Genomic DNA, 23,284 nt, shown 5'->3' with positions numbered 1-23,284 from the left:
CTCGTCAAAACTGCGCCGGGCCAGCTACTTGTTGTGCCGGGCCAATTCCTGGTCGCTCCGCAGCCAGTCCTGCCAGAGCTGAAGCAGCGCAAGCGCGGCGACCAGGCCGCCGAGCACGAAGTGCCAGTACCGCAATGCGTCGGCACCAGCATAGTTGAAAATGAACGGCGAGGCGATCAGCCAGAAGCCGAGCGCCAACGCACCCGCCTCCTCCCAACGCTGCAACGCGAGATATTCCAGCTGGGACAGACCGAAGACGAGGATGCCAACACAAAGGGCGTTGACAATGACCTCGTTGTGATCCGGTCGGGTCGTAAACCACGGCGACAGCAGGATCATGACGCCAAGCGCCATGCCGCACCAGTCCTCCCAGGTTCTATGAGTGCCGAAGAAGCGCGTTATCGACATCGAAGCCTCCTTTGCCGAAGAGGCATACGTCTGTGGCCGGACCGCTCAGAATGCCAACGGCCGAGCCGTGGCGCATGTCTCCTAAATAGCTAGGCGCAAGGGAACTTTTTGCAAGAGCGTAAAATCTTCGCACCGCCGCGTCCGGTGTGGCGGCCGTGCACGCACGGCGTTTGCGCAGCCGGCACAAAACGCTATCTGGTGATGCATCGGCGACGGAAGGTGAGCTTGCGAGCATATGGATACGGTCGTTCATAACGCGGCGAAGCAACGCTTCGAACTCGATGCCGATGGCGAGATAGCCTTCACCGAGTACCGCCTATCTCCAGGTGTGATGACATTCTTCCACACGCTGACGCCGCCGGCCCTGCGTGGGCGCGGTCTCGCCGCGCGCGTGGTACAGGCCGCCTTGGAATACGCGCGCGCCCAGCAGATGAAGGTCGTGCCGCACTGCTGGTACGTTAGCGAACATATCGCCGCCCACCCTGAATTTCACGACCTGGTCGCGCCACGCTCGCAAGGCTGATCACCATGCGCGGCATGAATGGCCACCATCACAGTTTGGCCTTTCGCCGAACCACTCATGCTCTAGTGTCCCGGTTTTAGCGTTCGCGACTTGCGGCAACTTCGTATGCGAACGTTAGAACCAAGAGAGACACTAGCAACTAAAATGCTGGTGCGTTTTTGGATTGGGACGTTCGTACGCGGGACTCGCGGCAAGCGCTGATACGAACGTCAAATCCAGCGCACTGGAATCGCGTCCGAGCAATCGGCCAAGAAGAAGAAGGATCGACGTCATGCCCAGCACGCTCCGCAACAACAAGAGCAAGAGCCGGTTCGAACTGGAGATCGACGATCATTTGGCGTTCGTCGAATATGCGCTGTCCTCCAGCGGCTCTATCACGCTGCTGCACACCGAGGTGCCCAAGGAGCTGGGCGGTCGCGGCATCGGCTCGATCCTGGCCAAGGCGGTGCTGGAGAACGTCCGCGCACAAGGCTTGAAGGTCGAGCCACGCTGTGAGTTTCTCGCCGGCTACATCAAGAAGCATCCCGAGTTCGCAGCGCTCGTCAATTAGCCGCGGCCGATCGGTCGATCACATGCGAAAAAGCCCGCCAAACAGGGCGGGCTTTGTTGCCGTTCGCGATGCGGCGCCTTGTGAGGCCTTATTTCAGATCGTCCGGCACCTTGCCGCCGTTGGCCGCAAGCTTGATCATCACCTGCTTGTGCAGCCAGATGTTCATCTTGGCCGAGTCGCCGGTATCGCCGGTGTAGCCAAGCTCCTTGGCGAGTTCCTTGCGCGCGTCGAGGCTCGAATCAAGGTTGAGCGCCTTCATCAGATCGACGATCGAGACGCGCCAGTTCAGCTTCTCCTTCTTCGCGGCCACCGCCTGATCGAGAATGGGGGCGACATCGACCGGTGCTGCGGTCGCAGTGCCCGTGGTAGCGCCTCCTGCTGGCGGTGCGCTCGTTGGGGCGCCCCCCGGTGCTGCGGCTGCACCGCTACCCGCCGGCGCAGCGTGGGCCTTGCCGAAGATTGCGTTCTTGATTTTATCGAAGATGCTCATGAGACACTCCCGTTTCAGATGAAAAAGATGCGGCCAGGAAAACTTAGGTCGTCGGGATGCCGATTGCGATCCCTTAAGTCATGATCAGTGCAAGCCAATCCCTACCGGAATGTGACCAAAGCTCAATAAACTTTCCCGTTTTGCTCTGCGCCAAACCCATTGACTGAACAGTGCGTGCAATCTGCTCCAAGCTGCGGTATCCTTGATGCAACAGGTCGCGGCTTGCCAACACGGCACTCTCGCTCGCGCTTGGCTACTGGTCGCGGCTTCGATGTCCGGGACGGGCATACGCGATCACTTGTGCCGTCTCCGCCTCGGACGCTTAAGGAGATGGCGACCATGGCAACTTCATTCTCCGGCAATGTTACGCCGATTGGCGTCCGTGCGACCGACGGCGCTGCGCCGGCCGTTCGCAAGCTGGCGCTGGCCGATCTTGGAACGGCTCTTCGGAGCGGCCTCGACGATTTCGCGGCAGTCCCGAGCCACGCGGTGGTGCTGTGCGTGATCTATCCGGTGCTCGGCATCGTGATCGCGCGGCTCGTGCTTGGCTACTCGGTCATGCCGTTACTGTTTCCGCTGGCCGCAGGCTTTGCACTGATCGGACCGTTCGCAGCCATCGGGCTCTATGAGATGAGCCGCCGGCGGGAGCTCGGCGAAGACGCGTCCGCCTGGCACGCGTTCGAAGTGCTACGTTCGCCGTCGTTCGGCGCGATGGTCGGCCTCGGCGTAATTCTGCTGGCGCTGTTCGTCGCCTGGATCATGACCGCGCAGGCGATCTACGTCTGGACGTTCGGGAATGCGCCGGCCGCAACGATCCCCGACTTTATCGGACGCGTGCTGACAACCCCGCAGGGTTGGACGCTGATCATCGTCGGCTGCGGCGTCGGCTTCCTGTTTGCGCTGGTTTCGTTGTGTGTGAGCGTGGTGTCGTTCCCAATGATGCTCGATCGGCACGCCGGCGCGGCCGAAGCGATGGTCACCTCGCTGCGGGTCGTCCTCAGTAACCCCCTGGTGATCGCCATGTGGGGTCTGATCGTGGCGTCTCTTCTGGTCATCGGCACGTTGCCGCTGTTCCTCGGACTTGCCGTGGTGATCCCGGTGCTTGGTCACGCGACATGGCACCTTTACCGAATGGCGGTCGAGCCCAACACACGGCCGCCCTATGAGCCGCCGCCAAAGGTCCACCATCCGGCCGCGGATTTCCCTGTCTCGCTCTTCCCCTGGGCGCGCGACAAGCACTAGGTTGATTGTTCGCAACACGTTTGGCATGGAAGCTGCCTCGTCCTGTATGAGTTGACGGGGCAGCTTTTCATGTTCGATGCAATCGCGTTCGCAGGCGGCGGTAACCGCTGCTACTGGCAAGGCGGCTTCTACGAAGCGGCCGCGCAGCGACTTGGCCTCACGCCCGCGCTGGTGGTTGGCGCCAGCGCGGGCGCGTTCACGGCCTGCTATTCGCTGCTCGGCGCCGGCCACCGCGTGCGCGAGCTCGTTATCGGCGGCTGTGGCGATCACCTGAAGAACTTCGACGTCGCCGCCTGGCGACGCGGAAAACCACTCTGCCCTGTTGGTCCGATGTATCGCGATCTGCTGGAGCGCGTCATCGACGAGGCCGCCCTCGCCCGCCTGAACACGCTAACTGATCTGCGGCTCGCGATATCGCGCCTGCCACGCTGGCTATCGCCGGTCTCCGGCGCCGCTCTCGGCATCGCCGCTTATCAGATCGAAAAAAAGCTGCTGCATCCGGTGCATCCGCGGTTCGGCCGCAAGCTCGGCTACAAGTCCGAGTTCGTTCGTGTCCGCGAGTTCGCTGAAGCCGAGCCGCTTCGACTCGCGCTGATGGCGACAAGCGGCGTGCCACCGTTCATGCCGGTCACGCTCGTCAGCGGGCGCCCAGCCTTCGACGGCGGACTAGTCGACAACGTGCCGGTCGAGCCTCTTGCCGACGTCGAGGCCAAGGGTGGGCGCACGCTGGTGTTGCTTACGCGCGTCTACAAACAGATTCCCCGTGTCGCCGGCCGCACCTATACGCAACCATCACGAAAGATCGGCGTCGGCCAGTTCGACATCACCAACCCGGACGGCATTCGCGCCGCCTACGAACTCGGATTGAGAGACGGCGACGCATTTGCGGCCTCCTTCGGCCGGTAGCGCGCAGCAAAGCGACGCCGTCCTCGAGCGGCCATAGCGAGCCACTTGGGATGGCTCGCAATAGGGATGCGCCTCAGTGATGATGGTGTGGCGTGGACGGGCCGCTGCCTGCACCGACCGCGCCGACCTGGAAGGTCACCTCGACCGAACCAGCCTTCTCGAACCGCAAGGTCGCCTTCACGGTGTCGCCCGCTTTGAGCTGCCGCTTCAGATCCATGAACATCACGTGATAGCCGCCCGGGGTGAGCTCGACCATCTGGCCCGGCTTGATCTCCAGCCCCGCATCGAGCGCGCGCATCCGCATCACCCCGCCGCTCTCCGACATCTCATGAAATTCCACACGCCCGGCGATATCGGTCGTTCCGCCGACCAGCCTGTCGGCGGCCGCGCCGTTGTTCGTCACCTTCAGATAGCCGCCGGCCACTTTCGCACCTCTGGGCGTCGCCCGTGTCCAGGGAGCTGCGATCGCGATGTCGCCGACCTTGAACGTGTCGGGACCCGACGCGGCGGCCGCGCCGTGATGCTCATGCCCGCCACCCGCCTGCGCCACCGTTGTTGAAATCCTCAGCGACGGTGCCGGCTTCTTCAAACCGTGTGGCGACTGCTGCGCTGCAGGGATTTCCGTCCAGGCCACCTCACCCTTGCTGCATTGCTGAACGGTCGGAAAATAGACCGCTTTGGCCGCACCGCCGTCGGTCGCAATCCTTGCTGCGAACGTGAATTCGTCGAAATGGTCATCGGCCAGATTCCCGCCGGACCAGACGATCTCCCTGACGCCTTCGGTCACCTCGCGGCCGTGGTTTTCGTAAGCCTTCGCGTACGCACCGCGCGTGGTGCTCAGCGTCCAGCCAGCCTTCGGCATCGGCTTGACGGCGATGACCCCGTCGGGGATCTGCACACGAACGGCAATGGTCGCCGCACCATCGCAACCGTGCGGCACCTGCAACACTGCCTTGTATTGGCTATTCGCCCTCGCTTCCGGCGTAACAAGCGTGACGTGCGCTGCGGCGCCCGACATTGCAATGCCCGTGAAAGCCGCGACAAACGACAACGTCTTGAATGGTCGCGCGCAGCCGGCCTGAATGTTGGTCATGATGGTCTCCGAGGATCGAGTGAACTGGTGAGCGGCACGTTCACGCAATCTGCGGAGGACCTCGCGCATTCAATCCGCCTCCCGGCGCCAAAGTCGCCAGCAGACGCCCGATGTCGGGCATCGAGCCGAGGACGATGCCGCCGGCCGGAAAGTCGATGCTCATCGCCAGCGTTGCAGGCGGATCGCCCGCCGCACAGACGCCTGTCAGGCACATCAGCGCACAATGTGCAGCTGGAGCGTGTTCATCTCCGGATTGCGGCGTGTCGTCGCCCGCAAGCGTGCGGCATAAGGCTGCTGCGGGGTCCAACGATGCCGAGCTTGCCGCGGCCGCCTGCCCGACCCAAGCGCCAAGCAGCGCCTGCAATGCCAACGCGTAGGCGAGCAAGATTCTACTCAGCTTGGATCTCAGAGACGTTCTCCGCAGCATACGACTGCTATCGCACGGTGAGCGAGCAATGGCGAGCACGAATGGCAACGGCGGGCAGCGACTGTGGTAGCGCTGTTGCTGCCGTTCAGGCTTTAAATGAGCAGTGATTCATTTTAACGTTCGCAATTCTGTTAAGCGAATGCATAGCTAAGGATCTGTTCCGCGAAAGAATATTCGACAGGAACCGTTCCTTCGATATGAAATTCTGTCCCAACGAAGTTCAAATATTAAACTGTTTCAGTCGATTAATGGCCATTCATGAAAATTTTGGCGATTCGCTGAATGATTAATCAGCCCTTAACGCCCTATGCATTCCTCGCTTAGCTGCATCGCAACATTTGCTCTGCTGCATCGCGAAAGAATGATCTATATAGGTTCCAACGGTAGGTTGAGCCCTGACCGGGACGAAGGAGATCGAAATCATGTTGCTCAGTATTATTCGGGCGATTCAGTCCTTCAAGGACTATCATCGCAATCTGCGGGAACTGTCCCAGCTGACGGATCGTGAACTTGCCGACATCGGCATTGACCGTGCTGACATCCCGCGCGTCGCAGCCGGCCAGGCCCTCGACTAAAGACCTCAAGGAAGCGAGCGACCCAAGCGAAACGATAACGCCCGCCTCGAGCGGGCGCTGTCGTTTTGAGCACCCTTCCCGCTTCCGCGGTTGCGCCGCTGATGCGCGCCCTTTACGTGTCTGGCCATGACGTCAGCCACGAATCTCCGCGACAAATCAATTCACGTGATCGGTGCAGGCCTCGCAGGCTCCGAAGCCGCTTGGCAGATCGCCAACCGTGGCGTTCGCGTGGTGCTGCATGAAATGCGTCCATCGCGGACGACGGAGGCGCACGTTACGGACAGCTGCGCGGAACTCGTCTGCTCCAATTCATTCCGCTCCGACGATGCGACCACCAACGCCGTCGGCCTGCTGCACGAAGAGATGCGCCGGCTCGATTCGCTGATCATGCGCGCAGCTGACGCTAACAAGGTACCGGCCGGCGGCGCGCTTGCCGTTGATCGGCACGGCTTCTCGAACGCCGTTCAGACCGCACTCGAGCGGCACCCCCTGATCGAACTCCGCCGCGAAGAGGTCACAGGCCTGCCGCCTGCTGACTGGCAGAATGTCATCATCGCCACCGGTCCCTTGACCTCCGCAGCACTTGCGAACGAAATCCGCAAGCTCACGGGCCAGGATTCGCTTGCGTTCTTCGACGCGATTGCGCCGATCGCCTATCGCGACACGATCGACATGAACGTCGCATGGTTTCAGTCCCGTTATGACAAGGTAGGTCCGGGTGGCGGCGATGCCGACTACATCAATTGCCCGATGACGCGCGAGCAGTACGAGACCTTCGTCGATGCGCTGCTGGCCGGCGAAAAGACCAGTTTTCGTGAGTGGGAGACCAACACGCCCTACTTCGACGGTTGCCTGCCGATCGAGGTGATGGCCGAGCGTGGACGCGAGACGCTGCGGCACGGTCCAATGAAGCCGTTCGGCTTGACCAATCCGCACAATCCGACCGTGAAGGCCTACGCGATCGTCCAGCTGCGCCAGGACAACAAACTCGGCACGCTCTACAACATGGTCGGCTTCCAGACGAAGCTGAAGCACGCCGAGCAGGTGCACATCTTCCGCAGCATTCCAGGCCTTGCGAATGCCGAGTTCGCGCGGCTCGGCGGGCTGCATCGCAATACGTTTCTCAATTCGCCGGTGCTGCTCGACAGCCAGTTGCGCCTGCACAGCGAACCGCGCTTGCGTTTTGCCGGACAAATGACCGGCTGCGAGGGTTATGTCGAATCTGCCAGCGTCGGCTTGATGGCTGGCCTGTTCGCCGCTGCTGACGCCACCGACGCGCAAGTAATGGGACCGCCGCCATCCACGGCGCTGGGTTCGCTGTTGGGGCACATCACCGGCGGGCATATCGAGACGATCGATAACGGGCCGCGCTCGTTCCAGCCGATGAACATCAACTTCGGGCTCTTCCCGCCGCTTGCGTCCGCGCCGACCAAAGGCTCGGATGGCAAACGCCTGCGCGGCACGGAAAAATCGATTGCACGCAAGCAGGGCTTGAGCGCACGCGCGCTGCGCGATCTTGACCACTGGATTGCCGACATGCGTGCCCCGGCCGTGGCCTGACCATCGCATGCGCCTGCCCGAGGACGACGCAAAAGTTTTGGCCGAGCGCTGGTCAGCCGGCGCGCTGCTCAAACGCGACGTGTTCTCGACCGTCGAGCGCGGGCGGTTTCGGACTGCGGACGGCGACGCCGGCGCCATCCTGCGACGGCTCGATCAGGTGCCGTGGTGGTCGCGTCCCCTCGCCAATCATCTGTTCAGCCGCGAAAGAAAAGCCCTCACAGCCATCCGCGGCATGGGCGTTGGTCCCGAGTTGCTCTGGAGCGGGCGCGACGCCCTGGTGCGCGGCTTTATTGACGGCGTCGCGCTGCATCTGGCGAAGCCCGAGGGCGATGTCGCCTATTTCAGGACGGCGAAGGCCGCGCTGCGAAAACTGCGCCGTGCGGGCATCTGTCACAACGACCTTGCCAAGGAACAGAACTGGCTGCGCGGGACCGACGGCAAGGCCTACGTCACGGATTTTCAGCTCGCAGCTAGCTTCAGGCGGCGCGGCAAACTGTTTCGTATCCTTGCCTATGAAGACCTGCGGCACCTGTTGAAACACAAGCGTCGCTATGCGCCTTCGGCGCTGACGCCGCAAGAGCGCAAGGTGCTGGGACGAAAGTCGATCTTCTCCCGGCTCTGGCTGATGACCGGAAAGAAAGTCTATGTCGCGATCACCCGCGGATTGTTCAACTTCACCGACCGCGAAGGTGGTGGAAAACGGCTCGTCAACGATGCGCCGGTTCTGATCGCGCGCATGAAGGCCAACCCTTCCGTGCGCGACGTGGCGATCGTCGCCTTCGCCGACCGCCGCGCCGGCGTCGGCCTCTACGCTTTTGTCGAGGGTGGCGGCGACAATCTCGAGGCAAGCCTTCGTTCCACCCTTGCGGGCTCGAAGACCCCACACCCGCCCGAGCATATCCAGATCGCGCCGGCCCTCCCGCGCGATCGCGAAGGCGCCATTCGCAAGGAGATCCTGCAGTTGATCGCGATGAATCAGGTCGACCTGATCGAGCCCTTGATCCAGGCGCCTGCGGAACGCGAGTTGGTACAGGCGATCTGCGATGCGCGAAAGAACTTGCGGGACCGGTTCAGCTTTTAGATGTCGGCCTGGCCAGCGGGTGACGTCTGGGTAGGCCGCCCCTCCGCGAAACAGCCCTCATCAATGCAACAAGCAAGTCTCTAGGCATTCTGCGGCAGCGGCCGGAATCAGCTGTTCGCGCGCTAAGCTCTGAACGGTTCACGGCGCGAGGCGCGCCACAAGGTCCACAGGACGGCGAGATTGGCGGCAGGCCGCCGAACCTCGAACGGATCAAAGGAGGCAGAGGAGATCCGTTGCAGCTTGCGATCGAGCAAGGCGAGGAGAAGCAAGGCCGTGCGTACCGGAGTGCGATCGCGTGACAGATGCTCCAACGTCAGCGTCAGATGCTGTCGGGCTTGTATTGCCAACTCGCGTAGCAGAGCCTTCAGCTCAGGCGTGGATTTACCTGCGAGAACGTCCTGAGCCGCAACATTGGCGCGGTCCAATTCGTCCACGGGCAGGTAGATTTGTCCGCGTGAGGCGTGCCGCGGCAGCGCCTCGACGATGCGTGTCAGCCCGAACGCCAGGCCTGAGTGGCGCATCAGGTCATCGTCAGGCTGCGCAGTACCTGTAAGCACGCGTGAAGCCAGACGGAATAACGCCGAGGCCGTGCCCTCAAGATAGGCTTCCAGTTCCTGCATCGTCTGCATCGGTTCGTCATAGAGGTCGAAGCGGTGGGCATCGATCAGGCCGCCGAGCAATTCGCGCGGCAGCGCGTGGCGATCGATTGCCTGCAGCAACTCGGCAGCGACCGGATTGCCCGCAGCGTCGCCGTGCGACGTGCCTGCAAGCAGATCGGCCCACCATTGCAGGCGGATTTCGCCGGCCAGCGGCTGGGTAATCTGCTCGCGGATCCGCGCAATTTCGATATTGAAGGCAAACAGCGCCAGCAATGTCCGACGGATGTCCTGATCCTGGTCTTGCGCCACAAACAGCGTCGACGCGTAGCGTTCGAAATCAGATCCCCGGACCAGGCTCGCGCAATAGTCGGCGCCGGATCGATCCTGCGCGACCACGCTCATGGCACGGCAATCAGACCGGCGGCGACGCGGCGGCGCTCGCCGATCATGATGTTGTAGACACGAATGGCCGGACCGGTCTGCATCACGTCGACCACCACATGGACCGACCGCAGCGCCTGCCGAAGCGTCTCCGGGAACGGCGCAATCTCCCTGCCGGTGCCGATAATCAGCGTGTCCAGTGCGCTCGCGCGCGCGAAAACCAGTGCTAACGATTTCTCGTCGATCTGGTCGGGGCGTTCGACCGGCCAGGCCCAGATGCCGTCCGGCATACATAGGAGCGAGCCGCGATGCGACATGTCGGCGAAGCGGAAGCCGCCATTGCCGTACGCGTCGATCGCGGCCGCGTGCGGCAGGTGGCGCCCACCGGCCTCGGGGGTCCCCGTCACGGCCGCGGCGGCTTGGCCAGCGTGTCGTCGTCGATACGGCTGGTGCCGACGCCGAGATAGATCAGGATCGGAGCTGCGATGAAGATCGAGGTGTAGGTGCCGACCAGAACCACGCCGAACATCATCGTTGCGGTGAAGCTGTGGATCGCCTTGCCGCCGAACAGGAGAAGCGCCACCAGGGCGAGCGTCACCGTGACGTGGGTGATGATCGAGCGCGACAGGGTCGAGTTGATCGACACGTTCAACAGTTCGGGCATCGGCATCTTCTTGTAGCGGCGAAGCATTTCGCGGATCCGGTCGTAGATGACGACCGTATCGTTCAGCGAATAGCCGAGAATCGTCAACAGCGCGGCAATGCTGGTCAGATCGAAATCGATCTGCGCGATCGACATGAAGCCCAGTGTCAGCACGAGATCGTGCACGTTGGCGATCATGGCGCCGAGCGCGAACTGCCACTCGAAGCGGAACCAGAGATACATCAGGATGCCAAGGATCGCGAGCATCAGGCCGCCGACACCATAGGCAAGCAGTTCACTCGAAACGCGCGGCCCAACCACTTCGACACGGCGATATTCGACCGCATCGCCTAGCGCCTGCCGCACCTTCTGGATCGCCGCCTGCTGCTCGGCATCGCCGCCGGGCTGCTGGGCGATGCGGATCAGCACGTCGGACGGACCGCCGAACAACTGCAGCTGTACGTCGCCGAGCCCGAGGCCTCCAAGCGTCGAGCGCAACTGTGCGATATCGGCGGGCCCCCCCTTCTGCTGGACTTCGATCAGCGTGCCGCCGCGGAAATCGATGCCGAAATTCAGGCCGTGGGTGAAATAAAGCGCGATCGCGAAGATCGACAGCGCTGCCGAGATCGGAAAGCTGATGCGACGAAAGCGGGTGAAGTCGAACTTCGTATCATCCGGCACGATCCGCATCGCCGGAAGCAGACCGTAGATGCTGACGACCGTCAGGACGAGAATGAACGCCGCAAGCGCAAGGATAATCCAGAATGTCACGTGCGCTTCTTTCCTAAATCGGCACAGTCTGCGGCCGCTTCCACCGCACCCACATCGCAACGATCAGTCGCGTGACGGTGAAGGCGGTAAACACGGTGGTGAGAATGCCGATGCCGAGCGTCACGGCGAAGCCGCGCACCGGACCCGTGCCGACCCAGAACAGCACCGCAGCCGCAATGAATGTCGTGATGTTTGAGTCGAGAATGGTGGCGAGCGCACGCTTGAAGCCGGCGTCGATCGCCGAGATCGCGCTGCGGCCGGCGCGCAACTCTTCGCGAATACGTTCGTAGATCAGCACGTTGGAATCCACCGCAATGCCCACCGTCAGGACCACACCTGCGATGCCCGGCAGCGTCAATGTGGCGTTCAACAGCGAGAGGATGCCGAAAATCATGGCGACGTTGATGACCACCGCCACGTTGGCGAAAAAGCCGAACAGGCGGTAGGTCAGGAGCATGAAGATGATGACAAGCACCGAGCCGACATAGGAGGCAAGCTCACCCGCCTCGATCGAGTCCTGGCCGAGGCCCGGTCCGACCGTCCGTTCCTCGATGATCGTCAAGGGTGCTGGCAGCGCGCCGGCGCGCAACAGGATCGCCAGGTCGTTAGCCTGTTCCACAGTGAAGCCGCCGGAAATCTGGCCCGAGCCGCCGGTGATCGGCTCGCGAATCACAGGTGCCGAGATCACCTCGTTGTCGAGAACGATTGCGAATGGCAGGCCCACGTTTTCCGATGTCGCCTGAGCGAATTTCCGCGCACCCGAAGAGTTGAACTGGAACGTGACGATCGGCTCGCCGGTGCGCTGGTCAAAGCCGGGCTGGGCATTCGTGAGATCGCCACCCGAAACCAGCACCTGCTTCTTGATGACATAAGGCGTCTTCGGCGCCTGCGCGCTCATCAGGAGCTCGGAGTCCGACGGCAGACGCCCCTGCTGCGCCTGTTCGGGCGAAATGCTGGTGTCGACCATCCGGAAGTCCATCTTGGCGGTCTTACCCAGCAACTCCTTCAATCGTGTCGGATCCTGCAAACCCGGCACCTGCACGAGAATGCGATCGATGCCCTGACGCTGGATCAATGGCTCGACGGTGCCGAGTTCATTGACCCGGCGCTCGATGATCTGGATCGACTGCTCGACGGACTGGCGAACGCGCTCGGTAATGGCGGCCTGCGGCACGACCAAACGAATCAGGCCACCGCCGGCATCCTGAACCTCGAGGCTGCGCTGGCCGCTTGAGCCGAGAAGACCGCCAAGCGGCTGCGACAGCTCGCGCAGCTTTGCGAGCGCGGCCGGCACATCGGCCTCCGCCACACGCACCTCGACCACGTCGCCGCGCACGTTGATGCCGCCGGTGAAGCGAATGCGCGCCTCACGCATCGTCCGTCGTGCATCGTCGACAACCTGATTGAGCTTCTCCCGCTTCACCGCGTTCGAATCCACCTCGAGCAGCAGGTGCGAACCGCCCTGCAGATCGAGGCCCAGCACGATGTGACGCTGCGCCCACTGCGGCCAGGTCTTCACCGTCGCTTCGGGAAAGAAATTCGGCAGGGCGAACAGGCACACGACCAGCGCAGTCAGCGTAATCGCAGCGATCTTCCAGCGGGAGAAATAGAGCATGGTTGCCTGCTGTGGTGCCTGGCGCGGTCGTCTATCTTTGACATTCTGGTCCGAAAACCGGCGCCTCCCGATCAAATCAGAGGCGCTTTTTTGGACTCTGTCCTAGCTCGCGGCCTCATCCTTCACCGGCTCGCCCTTGGCGCGCACGGCGGTGATCATCTGGCGCATCTGCCGGATGCGGACCCCGTCGGAGATTTCCATCTCCACCTGATCGTCGTCGACCACCTTCGTCACCTTGCCGACCAGCCCGCCCGACGTGACGATGGTGTCGCCGCGGCGCACGTTCTTGACCATCTCCGCATGGTCCTTCACCCGCTTCTGCTGCGGGCGCAGAATCAGGAAATACATGATGACGAAGATCAGCGCGAACGGCAGCAGCGATGTCATCAAGCTTGTGGCGTCGCCGCCACCGAGAGCTTGCGCAAACGCAGGAGTGATCAGCATGGAGAATCCTTAAAACGAGCAACAGGGATGGCTTGTGAGCGGTTTTGCGAGCGGTCAAATCAGCCGACTTGACCAAAATTCGCGCGGACTATAGCGGTCGCGGTCCCAATTGCAACGGCAGCTAAGGTCTTGATTTCTAGGCCGCTTGCCCGGTCCACACAGGCCCGTTATGGGTGCGGCGGAAGGAAGCATCAGATGGCCAAGAAAGCTCCTCGAAAAGCAGCCGGGCGCGCCCGCCCCGCCAAGCGCAGTCGCCCGAACACCACAGGCCTCGCCCGGCATGCGACGGTTCCGACTGGCGCCTATGAGCGGATTGCGCTCGCGCTCGAGACGATCGCATCGCACCTGAACGGCGCTCAAGCGGCCGGACGTTCGTCGAACCCGCTCGAAGGTGCGGAAGCCTTCGTCTGGAATCCCTCCGGACGGCTCATTCCCGTACCGCGCGTCAACCGCGTCGAGCTGTCGCTGCTGAAAGGCGTCGACCGCATGCGCGACATTCTCACGGAGAATACTGAACGATTCGCCACCGGCCTGCCCGCCAACAATGCCCTGCTTTGGGGCGCGCGCGGCATGGGAAAATCGTCTCTGGTGAAAGCTGTGCATGCGAGCGTCAATCAGCGGCCGGACGTAGACGGCAATCTCAAGCTGATCGAGATTCACCGGGAGGACATCGAAAGCCTGCCCGCGTTGATGTCATTGCTGCGCGGTGCAGCCGAGCGCGTTATCGTGTTCTGTGACGACCTCTCATTCGACGGCAATGATGCTTCGTACAAATCACTGAAGGCTGTGCTCGAAGGCGGCATTGAAGGCCGCCCCGATAACGTGATCCTCTACGCCACGTCGAACCGCCGGCACCTGCTGTCGCGCGACATGATCGAAAACGAACGCTCGACCTCCATCAATCCCAGCGAAGCGGTCGAAGAAAAGGTCTCGCTGTCGGATCGCTTCGGCCTCTGGCTAGGCTTCCACCGCTGCAGTCAGGACGAATACCTCGCCATGGTGCGCGGCTACTGCGATCACTACGGCATCAAGATTGCTCAGGACGCGCTCGAGCGGGACGCGCTCGAATGGTCGACCACCCGCGGTTCGCGCTCAGGCCGCGTCGCCTGGCAGTTCGTGCAGGATCTCGCGGGGCGATTAAAGGTCCGGCTGGCGCTGAGCTGACAACAGTGGCGAATGGTGAGTAGTAGCGGATCCACTCACCCTATTCGCCCCTCACGTCCCGTTCAGGAATTTCGACGGATCGACTGGCGTTGCACCCTGACGGATCTCGAAATGCAGTTGCGGTGACGACACCTCACCCGTCTGGCCCGCCTTCGCGATCGTCTGTCCGCGCTTGATCGTGTCGCCGCGCTTCACCATCAGCTCGCTCGCGTGGGCATAAGCGGTGACGTAACCGTTGGAATGCCGCACCAGGACCAGATTGCCATAGCCTTTCAATTCGTTGCCGGAGTACGTGACCACTCCGTCTTCAGCGGCTTTCACCGGCGTACCTTCCGGCACCGCGAGGTTAATGCCGTCGTTTTGCTTGCCGCTGGTCTTCGCGCCGTAGGCCGCGATCACCCGGCCGCGCACCGGCCAGCGGAATGACGGCAGTCCGCCAGTCGCATCCTGCTTGGCTTCCTTTTCGACTTCCTTGGTCTCGGTCGCGAGATTCGCCGTTTCCTTTTTCGCCGCGGGCAACTCGGCCGCTGCCACTGTCACCGGCGGTTGGGTAGCAGCAGGCTTGGCGGGCGGCGGCGCGGCAGCCGCGACTTTCTGCTGCGGTGCGGGCGCCGCTGCAACCGCCTTCATCCCCGGCACTGTCAGCTTCATGCCCGTCTTGACCTGGGTGGTCAGGGACAGGCTGTTCGCGCTGGCGAGCGCCGCAGGCGAAATGTTGTTCTTGCGGGCAATGCTGTACAGCGTCTCACCTGGATTGACGACGTGAACACCACCCGAGGACGATGCCACATCGGCCGGCCGCGTCTGCGGCGCTGACATGGTCGGCGGCGAAGCCACGACCTGGCGCGGAATGACCAGCGACTGGCCTGGCTGCAGGTTACGCGGCGACGGCAGGCCGTTCGCGCGCATGATTTCCCGCGCCGGCACGTTGTGGCGCTGCGCCAGACTTTCGACCGTGTCGTTGGTGCCGACGATGATGGTCGAACCTTCCGCGGTGCTCCAGCTTCCGTTCGAGGCAATCGAGCGCGGCGCGCTCGTTGCCGTTGTCTCGATCGGCCGCGAGGGTGGTGCGTAGGAAGCGATGCCCCGTCCGCCACCCGAGATGCCGGATGACTGATTGCTGCTCTGGCGCTGATAACCGTACGCCGGCGCGGTCTGCGGCGGCGGGGAACTGTGCTGGTACTGCGGCAGCGGCTGGCTTTCGATACGCGCCGACGGCGCGGCCGGCGCCGGCGGCACATATTGCGACTGCGGCACGGAGCCCGTCACTTCCTGACGTGACTTGAAAGGGTTTTCTGCGAAGCGGTGCGAATCGGCACTACAGCCGGCAAGGCCGGCCGACACCAGCGCAATAACCGCGGCCGGCGACGCACGGCGCGCACGAAACATCTGGGCGACACGGGACATGGTTACTCACTCGTACGCAACTCGAACACATTTGAGTTAACATGGCGGCAGTAAATAACCCTTTAATTGGCCGCAATTCTCCGGGAGCTCTCGCGAGAGTGGAGCATTGTCCTTAGAGCTGCCTCGCGATGCCCTTCAGCGCCGGCACGAATCGCACTTCAAGCAGCTCCTCCGTTGCAAAGCCTTGCGACGCAGAGTCTGCCGCGGAATCCGGGGCCCTGCGCCGGATCCTCATCAGCACCTGGACCCCTCCGTCAGGCCCGACCGGCGCAAGCAGCACGCCGTCCTTCGTCAGTCGTTCCTTGAGCGATTCCGGAACCTCCTCCATCGCCGCGGTGACCATGACGCGATCGAACAGACCGAGTTCGTCCGGCAGGTCGAAACCGTCCGCCGTCAGCACCTCGACATTGTCGCGGGCGAGCCTGCGCAGGCGCAGGCGCGCCCGATCGGCAAGCGTCCGGTAGCGCTCCACTGTGACGACTTCTGCGGCGAGGTGCGACAGCACCGCCGCCTGATAGCCGGAGCCGGTGCCGATCTCGAGCACCCGATGATAGCGCCGCAGCTGCAGCTGCTCGGTCATATAGGCGACGACGAAAGGCTGGCTGATGGTCTGGCCGCAGGCGATCGGCAGCGCGACATCCGCGTAAGCGTCGTCGCGCGTGATCGGCTCGACGAAGTCTTCGCGCGGCACCTCGTCCATCGCCTTCAGCACCGCATGATCGACGATCCCGCGCCGCCGCAGCAGCAGCTGGAAGTTCATCCGTTCATGCGATGGGTCGTCGGACGACACGGGCGGCCCGCAGGCTATAGAATCGCTTACATCCTACCCCGGCGCGCGATCTTTCAATACGTCGGCGAGCGTTCGTGAGAACACCTCGTCGGTCAGGTTCAGGCGTAGCGGCGTCACCGACACGCATTTGCGCGCCAGAGCTTCCAGGTCTGTGCCCTCGCCCGGCGGCTCGGCCGCCAGGGCGCGCTCGAAGCCGATCCAGAAGTAATCGTTGCCACGCCCGTCCTTGCGGCCCTCGATATTGAGAAAGCCCTGATTGCGCTTGCCCTGCCGGCTGATGACGACGCCCTGGACCTCATTTGGCCCGCAGTTCGGGAAGTTGACGTTGATAACCGTGTCGGGCGGCACGCCGGTCTCGAAGATCCGCTTGATAATTTCAGGCCCGTGCGCCAGCGCGTTGTCCCACGGCAGCTTCTGCCGTGTCTCGACGCCGAATTCTTGGCTCAGTGCAAATGAAGGAATGCCGAGGATCACGCCCTCCATCGCACCGGCGATGGTGCCGGAATAGACCACGTCCTCGGCGACGTTGCGCCCGCGATTGACACCAGACAGCACGATATCCGGCCGCTTGCCCTTGATGATGTGCCGCACGCCCATGATGACACAGTCGGTCGGCGTGCCGCGCACCGCGAAATGCCGCGGCGAGATCTCGCGCAGGCGCAACGGATCGTTAAGCGACAGCGAATGCGACACGCCGGACTGGTCACTCTCGGGGGCCACCACCCAGACGTCGTCGGAAATCTGCTTGGCGATGTCCTCGACAATGCCGATGCCCGGCGCGTTGATGCCGTCGTCGTTGGTGCATAGAATGCGCATGAGGCGTCAGTTGCCTTTCTCGATGACTTTGAGGCCGCCCATATAGGGCTGCAGCACGTCCGGCACGGCGATTGAGCCGCCCTGCTGCTGATAGGTTTCCATCACCGCAATCAGCGCGCGGCCGACGGCCGTGCCTGAACCGTTCAACGTGTGCACGAAGCGCGGCTTGCCGTCGGGGCCGCGCGAGCGCGCATTCATGCGCCGGGCCTGGAAATCGCCGCAGACTGAGCAGGACGAAATCTCGCGGTACATGCCGCCGTCACCCTGCCCCGGCATCCACACCTCGATGTCGTAGGTCTTCTGCGAGGCAAACCCCATGTCGCCGGCACAGAGCGTCATCACGCGGTAGTGCAGGCCGAGGCGACGCAGGATCTCCTCGGCGCAGGAGAGCATGCGCTCGTGCTCGTCCTTCGACGTTTCCGGCGTGGTGATTGAGACCAGCTCGACCTTGTTGAACTGGTGCTGGCGGATCATGCCACGCGTATCGCGGCCCGCAGCGCCTGCCTCCGCGCGAAAGCATGGCGTCAGCGCCGTGAACCGCAGCGGCAGTTCTTTTTCGTCGAGGATCGATTCGCGAACGAGGTTCGTAAGTGAGACTTCGGCAGTGGGAATGAGCCCGAGCCGTCTGCTCTTGATCTCAGCAGGCTCGAGGTTCAGCACTTCGCCGGAGATCGCCCAGAACTGATCCTCTTCGAATTTTGGGAGCTGGGTCGTGCCGAACATCGCCTCGTCGCGCACCAGCAACGGGGGATTGACCTCGGTATAGCCATGTTCGCCGGTGTGCACGTCGAGCATGAACTGGCCGAGCGCGCGCTCAAGTCGGGCGAGCCCTTTTTTCAGGACGACGAAGCGCGCGCCGGAAATCTTTGCGGCCGTCTCGAAGTCCATGTCATCGAGGTCCCTACCAAGATCGTCATGCTGCTTCGGTGCGAAGCCGAGGACTTTCTTCGCGCCGAAATGATGGTGTTCGACATTGCCGTGCTCATCGGCGCCATCGGGGACTTCCGGCGCCGGCAACGGCAGATTCGGAATTTCCGCGATCTGCCTATCGAGCTCTTCGCTCGAAGCCCTCGACGTTGCTTCGAGCTCCGGCAGCTTCGTCTTCAGTTCGCCGACTTCTGCCATCAGCGCATTCGCACGCGGCTCGTCCTTGGCTTTCTTGGCCTCGCCAATTTCCTTCGACGCTGCGTTGCGCCGCGCCAGCGCCTGCTCGGCCGTCACGATCGCCGCGCGTCGCTTCTCGTCAAGCGCGATCAGCGACGGCGACTGTGGCTCCAGCCCGCGCCGCTTCAGCGCGGCGTCGAAGGCTACGGCGTTGTCCCTGATCCAGCGAATGTCGTGCATTTGATGGAAGTCCGTTTCGATTGTTGACAGTATGCATAATTGCAAAATGTCAACGGCGGGACATCCAGTAACCCGAATGGTCTCGGATGAAAACACCCGCGATCCTGGATCACTCGCATTGCAGGTGATGCGAGCGGTGGATCCCTATTCCGCTGGGCTCGCGGAGCCGGTGGACGGGTTTGAGCCGGCCGCGGCGGTGGCCGAGGCGTTCTTCTCGACCATGCGGACCGCCCAGATTGAGCCCTCGTAGAGCACCATCAGCGGGATCGCCAGCGAGAACTGGCTGATGATGTCCGGCGGCGTCAACACGGCGGCGATAACGAACGCGCCGACGATGAAGTAGCGCCGCTTCTCCTTCAGCGTCTTCGAGGTGAGCACACCGATGCGGCCGAGCAGCGTCAGGATCACCGGCAGCTGGAAGGCGATGCCGAAGGCGAAGATCAATGACATCATCAGCGATAGATATTCGCCGACCTTCGGCAGCAAGGCGATCTCCGCCTGCCCGTCGCCGACCTGCTGCATGCCGAGCGAGAAACGCACCAGCATCGGCAATACGACGAAATAGACCAGCGCCGAGCCGAGCGCGAAGAAGACCGGCGTCGCGATCAGGTAAGGCAGGAACGCCTGCCGCTCGTTGCGGTAGAGGCCGGGCGCGACGAACATGTAGATCTGCGTGGCGATCACCGGGAACGAGATGAACGCCGCACCGAACATCGCAAGCTTGAGCTGCGTGATGAAGTATTCGAGCAGTGCCGTGTAGATGAATTTCGAGTTGCCGACGCCGGCGACCCAGGTGAACGGCCACACCAGCACGTTGTAGATCTGCTTGGCGAAGAAGAAGCAGAAGATGAACGCGACGCCGAACGCCAGCAACGCCTTGATCAGGCGCGAGCGCAGCTCGATCAAGTGATCGAGCAGCGGGGCCTTGGAGGCGTCGATGTCTTCTTGCGTCATGATGCCTTGTCGACCGGCTGCAACGTCTCGGGTTGCGGCGGCGGGGACTCCGCCTCATGAACGGTCGCTTCCTTCTGCGTTTCGGCGGTCGGCGGTTCCGGCGTCGTCGGGGTCGCGACCGACGACGTGTCGAGCTTCAGCGCCTCTTCGACGTCCTTGACGGTGGAGGTCAGCACGTTACCGCTGGCGGCGTTCGAAGCCGCCTGCGAGACATCGTCAAACTGCTTCTTCAGGTCGGCGACTTCGGCTTCGCGCATCGCCTCCTGGAACTGACTCTGGAATTCACCGGCCATCCGCCGCGCCTTGCCGATCCATTGACCGACCATCCGCAGCACGCCAGGCAGCTCCTTCGGGCCGATCGCGATCAGCGCTACGACCCCGATCACGATCAGTTCAGACCACCCGATGTCGAACATAGATCTTTCCGCTCGCGCCCCTGCCGCCGAACCGCGGTCAGCGGCGGCTCAAACCGCCTTGCGGTTGGCGTCCGTCGGCTGCGCCGCGGCCGAGCCTGGCGGCGCATTCTCGATGGTCTTCATCGGCTCGCCGGTCTTCTCGGCGGTCTTGTCGTCGTCCGACATGCCCTTCTTGAAGGCCTTGATGCCCTGGGCGACGTCGCCCATCAGGTCGGAAATCTTGCCGCGGCCGAACAGCAGCAGGACCACTGCGATCACCACGACCCAGTGCCAGATGCTCATTGAACCCATGCTGCTCTCCTGAAAACGCTTGGATTTTGGCCGTGCGTATAGCCCTGCTCTCCCAGCGAAGCTAGGCCCCGGGGAAGGTAAAAACAAGGACTTGGGCTTGTCACATCTTAGCGCATTTCAGGGCCGTCACGGCTTGGTTAAAGCCATCCGGTGACGGACGCGCGTCCCTCGCACGCGCCTGCGCTCGTTCACCGATGTGGGCCCGGCTATTCCTTCGTCTCGGGCTCGACCGCGGGCGCCAGCGCCAGGTCCAGGTCACCGGGCTCCAGCGGATCCTCATCCTCCCGCAGTTGCGGGTCGTCCGACGGGTTCGGTACGGTGAAGCCGCCCGGAAGACGCGAATCCAAGAGCCCGGTTCCACGCAATTCGTCGAGACCCGGGAGGTCCCCGACCGCCTCCAGACTGAACTGCGACAGGAATTGCTCGGTGGTGCCGAAGGTAAGCGGACGGCCGGGGGTCTTTCGGCGACCCCGCGGCCGGATCCAGCCTGTCTCGAGCAACACGTCCAGGGTCCCCTTCGAGGTGACGACGCCGCGGATCTCCTCGATCTCGGCACGCGTCACCGGCTGATGGTAGGCGATGATGGCCAGCATCTCGATCGCGGCCCGGGACAGCCGGCGCGTCTCGGTGCTCTCGCGCGTCATCAACCAGGACAGGTCCGAAGCGGTGCGGAACGACCACTTGCCGTCGATGCGGACCAGATTGACGCCCCGCGGGGCGTAATCCGACTGCAGTTGCTCGAGTGCTGCCTTGATGTCGATCCCCTCCGGCAGCTTCTTCTTGAGCGTCGGCTCATCGAGCGGCTCGTTGGACGCAAACAGCATCGCCTCGAGCAGCCGCAGTTCCTCGGGGCGCATCGCTGGCGCCTCCACTGGATCGTCGTCGACTTCGATACGCTTCTCCGCCAAATTAGTTGGCATCGGCTGCTCTCCTTGCACTTAGCCCGCGTCTTGCGGCGCGAGCCCGGCAGCCGGTGTCGGCGGCCGCTTACGAACGAAAATCGGCGCAAAGGCTTGTTGCTGGTGCAGCTCGGCTTGGCCCTCCCGCACGAGCTCCAGCGCCGCCGCGAAACTGGAGGCAAAAACGGTAGCGCGTTGCGACGGCTCGACTACGTAGCTCATCAGGTAGTCATCCATGCAGCTCCAGTCCTCGGACGCGCCGACCAGCCGCTCCAGCGAGGCGCGCGCTTCGTTCAGCGACCAGACGGTGCGCTTTGCGAGGTGCACGCTCGCCAGCACGCGGCGCTGGCGCTGCGACGCGTAGGCGGTCAGCAGGTCGTAGAGCGTCGCCGTCCATCTCTGGTGCTTGATCTCGGCGATCGCCTCCGGCGCGCCGCGCGCGAAGATATCGCGCCCGAGCTGCGGCCGCGTCATCAGGACCTTGGCGGCTTCGCGGATCGCCTCAAGGCGCCGCAGGCGGTTGGCAAGCGCGGTTGCCATGTCCTCGGCGCTTGGACCTTCGGCCGATGGCGGCTCGGGCAATAGCAGCCGCGACTTGAGGTAGGCCAGCCAGGCGGCCATCACCAGATAGTCCGCGGCAAGCTCGAGCCGCAGCTTGCGCGCAGCCTCGATGAAATTCAGGTATTGATCCGCAAGCGCCAGAATGGAGATCTTCGCGAGATCGACCTTCTGGTTCCGTGCCAGCGCGAGCAACAGATCGAGCGGACCTTCGTAACCCTCGACATCGACGACCAGCGTCGGCTCTTCCGGTGAGCGATCGGCCTGAGCGCTTTCGAAAGCAAGGATTTCAGCGGTCATGCGATCAGCCCTCCGGCGCGGGCGATCAGTTCATCAAGCTCGGTGCGCGCCTCGTCACGATTGTGCGGCGCAGGAACCTTGCGCGCGGCAAGCGCGGCATTTGCCCGTGCAAGCGCCTGACCGGCCAGCACCGGTGTATTGGCCGCGACCTGTCGCATCTCGTCGGCGTCGCCGTTGCAATGCAGGATGACGTCACAGCCTGCGGCGATGGCTGCCCGCGCACGCTCGGCGATTGTTCCCTGCAAGGCATTCATCGACACGTCATCGCTCATCAGCAAACCTTGGAACCCTATCGAGCCGCGAATCACGTCAGCTATGATTGTCGCAGATGTCGTCGCCGGTTGGGCACGATCGAGCGCGCTGAACACAACATGTGCAGTCATCGCCATGGGCAAGGACGTGAGCGGCCGGAACGCGGCGAAGTCGGTCCGCTCGAGCTCCGCCCGCGGCGTATCGACGACCGGCAGCAGGTGATGCGTGTCGGCCGTGGCGCGTCCGTGCCCGGGGATGTGTTTCAGGACAGGCAGCACACCGCCGGCTTCCAACCCGTCCACGACGGCTCGTGCGACTGCGGCCACCTTGGCCGGCTCCGTCCCGTAGGCCCGGTCGCCGATCACGGCGTCGGCTCCCACAACCGGTACATCCGCCAAAGGCAAACAATCGACCGTCACACCGAGTTCCGCGAGGTCCTCAGCGATCAGACGTGCGGTCAAATATGCGGCGCGTAGACCGAGTTCCGCTGATTCGTCGTAAAGGCGGCTGAACACATCGCCACACGGATAGGTCGGCCATTCGGGTGGCCCCAGCCGCTGTACCCGTCCCCCTTCCTGATCGATCAGGACGGGAGCATCAGGGCGGCCGACGGAACTTCGCAGTTCCGAAACCAACTCAATAACTTGTGCGCGGTTACTGACGTTCCTTTTGAAAAGGATGAAACCCCATGGCTGCTCGGCGTGCAGAAACCCACGCTCAGCCTCGGTGAGCGCCAAGCCCCCAACCCCACAGATGAATGCCTTGATGCCCATAGCGAGCCGATT

Annotated in this window: 27 protein-coding genes; 8 read left to right on the top strand and 19 right to left on the bottom strand. The window is 63.0% G+C overall.

Features of this window, described 5'->3' with window-relative positions:
* Nucleotides 1–24: 24 nt before the first annotated feature.
* Nucleotides 25–408 (bottom strand): SPW repeat protein, encoded by a 384-nt coding sequence (locus tag RCO31_RS14035; protein ID WP_308969024.1) that lies wholly within the window; start codon nt 406–408, stop codon nt 25–27.
* Between the two features lie 235 nt (nt 409–643).
* On the opposite strand from RCO31_RS14035, the gene RCO31_RS14030 reads away from it, so the two are divergent.
* Nucleotides 644–931: a GNAT family N-acetyltransferase gene (locus tag RCO31_RS14030; protein ID WP_308969023.1), complete on the top strand. Its 288-nt coding sequence runs from the start codon at nt 644–646 to the stop codon at nt 929–931.
* Nucleotides 932–1,202: 271 nt separating this feature from the next.
* A complete protein-coding gene (locus tag RCO31_RS14025) occupies nt 1,203–1,481 on the top strand; it encodes a GNAT family N-acetyltransferase (RefSeq protein WP_308969022.1) in 279 nt (92 codons plus the stop codon).
* 88 nt (nt 1,482–1,569) lie between these two features.
* Here the strand turns inward: RCO31_RS14025 and RCO31_RS14020 are convergent, their stop codons facing one another.
* A complete protein-coding gene (locus RCO31_RS14020) occupies nt 1,570–1,971 on the bottom strand; it encodes a DUF3597 domain-containing protein (protein ID WP_308969021.1) in 402 nt (133 codons plus the stop codon).
* 339 nt (nt 1,972–2,310) lie between these two features.
* Here RCO31_RS14020 and RCO31_RS14015 point away from each other — a divergent pair, with 339 nt between their 5' ends.
* Both RCO31_RS14015 and RCO31_RS14010 read left to right on the top strand, forming a co-directional pair.
* Nucleotides 2,311–3,213 carry a DUF2189 domain-containing protein gene (locus RCO31_RS14015; protein ID WP_308969020.1) on the top strand — a complete coding sequence of 301 codons (903 nt, stop codon included), beginning with the start codon at nt 2,311–2,313 and terminating at the stop codon, nt 3,211–3,213.
* Nucleotides 3,214–3,282: 69 nt separating this feature from the next.
* Nucleotides 3,283–4,119 carry a patatin-like phospholipase family protein gene (locus RCO31_RS14010; protein WP_308969019.1) on the top strand — a complete coding sequence of 279 codons (837 nt, stop codon included), beginning with the start codon at nt 3,283–3,285 and terminating at the stop codon, nt 4,117–4,119.
* A 73-nt stretch (nt 4,120–4,192) separates the two neighbouring features.
* Here the strand turns inward: RCO31_RS14010 and RCO31_RS14005 are convergent, their stop codons facing one another.
* Nucleotides 4,193–5,212: a DUF1775 domain-containing protein gene (locus RCO31_RS14005; RefSeq protein ID WP_308969018.1), complete on the bottom strand. Its 1,020-nt coding sequence runs from the start codon at nt 5,210–5,212 to the stop codon at nt 4,193–4,195.
* Between the two features lie 40 nt (nt 5,213–5,252).
* Complete coding sequence (locus RCO31_RS14000; RefSeq protein WP_308969017.1) at nt 5,253–5,597, bottom strand: hypothetical protein; 345 nt, start codon at nt 5,595–5,597, stop codon at nt 5,253–5,255.
* A gap of 464 nt (nt 5,598–6,061) precedes the next feature.
* Here RCO31_RS14000 and RCO31_RS13995 point away from each other — a divergent pair, with 464 nt between their 5' ends.
* The 3 genes from RCO31_RS13995 to RCO31_RS13985 all read left to right on the top strand — a co-directional run bounded on the left by RCO31_RS13995 (nt 6,062) and on the right by RCO31_RS13985 (nt 8,855).
* Nucleotides 6,062–6,214, top strand: a complete 153-nt coding sequence (locus RCO31_RS13995) for a DUF1127 domain-containing protein (protein WP_308969016.1) — start codon at nt 6,062–6,064, stop codon at nt 6,212–6,214.
* Between the two features lie 126 nt (nt 6,215–6,340).
* Complete coding sequence (trmFO, locus tag RCO31_RS13990; RefSeq protein WP_308969015.1) at nt 6,341–7,774, top strand: methylenetetrahydrofolate--tRNA-(uracil(54)-C(5))-methyltransferase (FADH(2)-oxidizing) TrmFO; 1,434 nt, start codon at nt 6,341–6,343, stop codon at nt 7,772–7,774.
* A 7-nt stretch (nt 7,775–7,781) separates the two neighbouring features.
* Entirely contained in the window at nt 7,782–8,855 is a 1,074-nt protein-coding gene (locus tag RCO31_RS13985) for a serine/threonine protein kinase (protein ID WP_308969014.1), read from the top strand.
* A gap of 122 nt (nt 8,856–8,977) precedes the next feature.
* On the opposite strand, the gene RCO31_RS13980 is transcribed toward RCO31_RS13985, so the two are convergent.
* The 5 genes from RCO31_RS13980 to yajC form a co-directional block, all read right to left on the bottom strand.
* The gene (locus tag RCO31_RS13980; protein WP_308969013.1) at nt 8,978–9,856 is read right to left on the bottom strand and encodes a phytoene/squalene synthase family protein; all 879 of its coding nucleotides are present in this window, start codon (nt 9,854–9,856) and stop codon (nt 8,978–8,980) included.
* Nucleotides 9,853–10,242 carry an Mth938-like domain-containing protein gene (locus RCO31_RS13975; RefSeq protein ID WP_308969012.1) on the bottom strand — a complete coding sequence of 130 codons (390 nt, stop codon included), beginning with the start codon at nt 10,240–10,242 and terminating at the stop codon, nt 9,853–9,855. The genes RCO31_RS13980 and RCO31_RS13975 overlap by 4 nt, the downstream gene beginning before the upstream one ends.
* Entirely contained in the window at nt 10,239–11,249 is a 1,011-nt protein-coding gene (secF, locus tag RCO31_RS13970) for a protein translocase subunit SecF (protein WP_308969011.1), read from the bottom strand. The genes RCO31_RS13975 and secF overlap by 4 nt, the downstream gene beginning before the upstream one ends.
* Before the next feature lie 13 nt (nt 11,250–11,262).
* Entirely contained in the window at nt 11,263–12,864 is a 1,602-nt protein-coding gene (gene secD, locus RCO31_RS13965) for a protein translocase subunit SecD (protein ID WP_308969010.1), read from the bottom strand.
* Nucleotides 12,865–12,966: 102 nt separating this feature from the next.
* Nucleotides 12,967–13,308 (bottom strand): preprotein translocase subunit YajC, encoded by a 342-nt coding sequence (yajC, locus tag RCO31_RS13960; RefSeq protein ID WP_308969009.1) that lies wholly within the window; start codon nt 13,306–13,308, stop codon nt 12,967–12,969.
* 195 nt (nt 13,309–13,503) lie between these two features.
* Here yajC and RCO31_RS13955 point away from each other — a divergent pair, with 195 nt between their 5' ends.
* On the top strand, nt 13,504–14,472 hold the full coding sequence (locus tag RCO31_RS13955) for an ATP-binding protein (protein WP_308969008.1): 969 nt from the start codon (nt 13,504–13,506) through the stop codon (nt 14,470–14,472).
* Between the two features lie 51 nt (nt 14,473–14,523).
* Here the strand turns inward: RCO31_RS13955 and RCO31_RS13950 are convergent, their stop codons facing one another.
* From RCO31_RS13950 to nagZ, 10 genes are all read right to left on the bottom strand, one after another.
* Complete coding sequence (locus RCO31_RS13950) at nt 14,524–15,879, bottom strand: peptidoglycan DD-metalloendopeptidase family protein (protein ID WP_308969007.1); 1,356 nt, start codon at nt 15,877–15,879, stop codon at nt 14,524–14,526.
* A 112-nt stretch (nt 15,880–15,991) separates the two neighbouring features.
* Nucleotides 15,992–16,639, bottom strand: a complete 648-nt coding sequence (locus RCO31_RS13945; RefSeq protein ID WP_308969006.1) for a protein-L-isoaspartate(D-aspartate) O-methyltransferase — start codon at nt 16,637–16,639, stop codon at nt 15,992–15,994.
* Between the two features lie 63 nt (nt 16,640–16,702).
* The gene (gene surE, locus RCO31_RS13940) at nt 16,703–17,485 is read right to left on the bottom strand and encodes a 5'/3'-nucleotidase SurE (RefSeq protein WP_308969005.1); all 783 of its coding nucleotides are present in this window, start codon (nt 17,483–17,485) and stop codon (nt 16,703–16,705) included.
* A 6-nt stretch (nt 17,486–17,491) separates the two neighbouring features.
* Nucleotides 17,492–18,829, bottom strand: coding sequence for a serine--tRNA ligase (serS, locus tag RCO31_RS13935; protein ID WP_308969004.1), 1,338 nt, complete (start codon nt 18,827–18,829; stop codon nt 17,492–17,494).
* Nucleotides 18,830–18,973: 144 nt separating this feature from the next.
* Complete coding sequence (gene tatC / locus RCO31_RS13930; protein ID WP_308969003.1) at nt 18,974–19,783, bottom strand: twin-arginine translocase subunit TatC; 810 nt, start codon at nt 19,781–19,783, stop codon at nt 18,974–18,976.
* Nucleotides 19,780–20,199, bottom strand: coding sequence for a Sec-independent protein translocase protein TatB (gene tatB / locus RCO31_RS13925; RefSeq protein ID WP_308969002.1), 420 nt, complete (start codon nt 20,197–20,199; stop codon nt 19,780–19,782). The genes tatC and tatB overlap by 4 nt, the downstream gene beginning before the upstream one ends.
* A 48-nt stretch (nt 20,200–20,247) precedes the next feature.
* Complete coding sequence (locus RCO31_RS13920) at nt 20,248–20,490, bottom strand: twin-arginine translocase TatA/TatE family subunit (protein ID WP_308969001.1); 243 nt, start codon at nt 20,488–20,490, stop codon at nt 20,248–20,250.
* A gap of 206 nt (nt 20,491–20,696) precedes the next feature.
* Entirely contained in the window at nt 20,697–21,410 is a 714-nt protein-coding gene (gene scpB / locus RCO31_RS13915) for an SMC-Scp complex subunit ScpB (protein WP_308969000.1), read from the bottom strand.
* An 18-nt stretch (nt 21,411–21,428) separates the two neighbouring features.
* Entirely contained in the window at nt 21,429–22,247 is an 819-nt protein-coding gene (locus RCO31_RS13910; protein WP_308968999.1) for a ScpA family protein, read from the bottom strand.
* Nucleotides 22,244–23,272, bottom strand: a complete 1,029-nt coding sequence (gene nagZ, locus RCO31_RS13905) for a beta-N-acetylhexosaminidase (RefSeq protein ID WP_308968998.1) — start codon at nt 23,270–23,272, stop codon at nt 22,244–22,246. The genes RCO31_RS13910 and nagZ overlap by 4 nt, the downstream gene beginning before the upstream one ends.
* Nucleotides 23,273–23,284: the final 12 nt, after the last annotated feature.

It is taken from the genome of Bradyrhizobium sp. LHD-71, assembly GCF_031157255.1.
Taxonomy (GTDB): Bacteria; Pseudomonadota; Alphaproteobacteria; order Rhizobiales; family Xanthobacteraceae; genus P52-10.
Note: the sequence above shows the minus strand (reverse complement) of the source record. Positions and strands in the feature narration are given on the sequence as shown.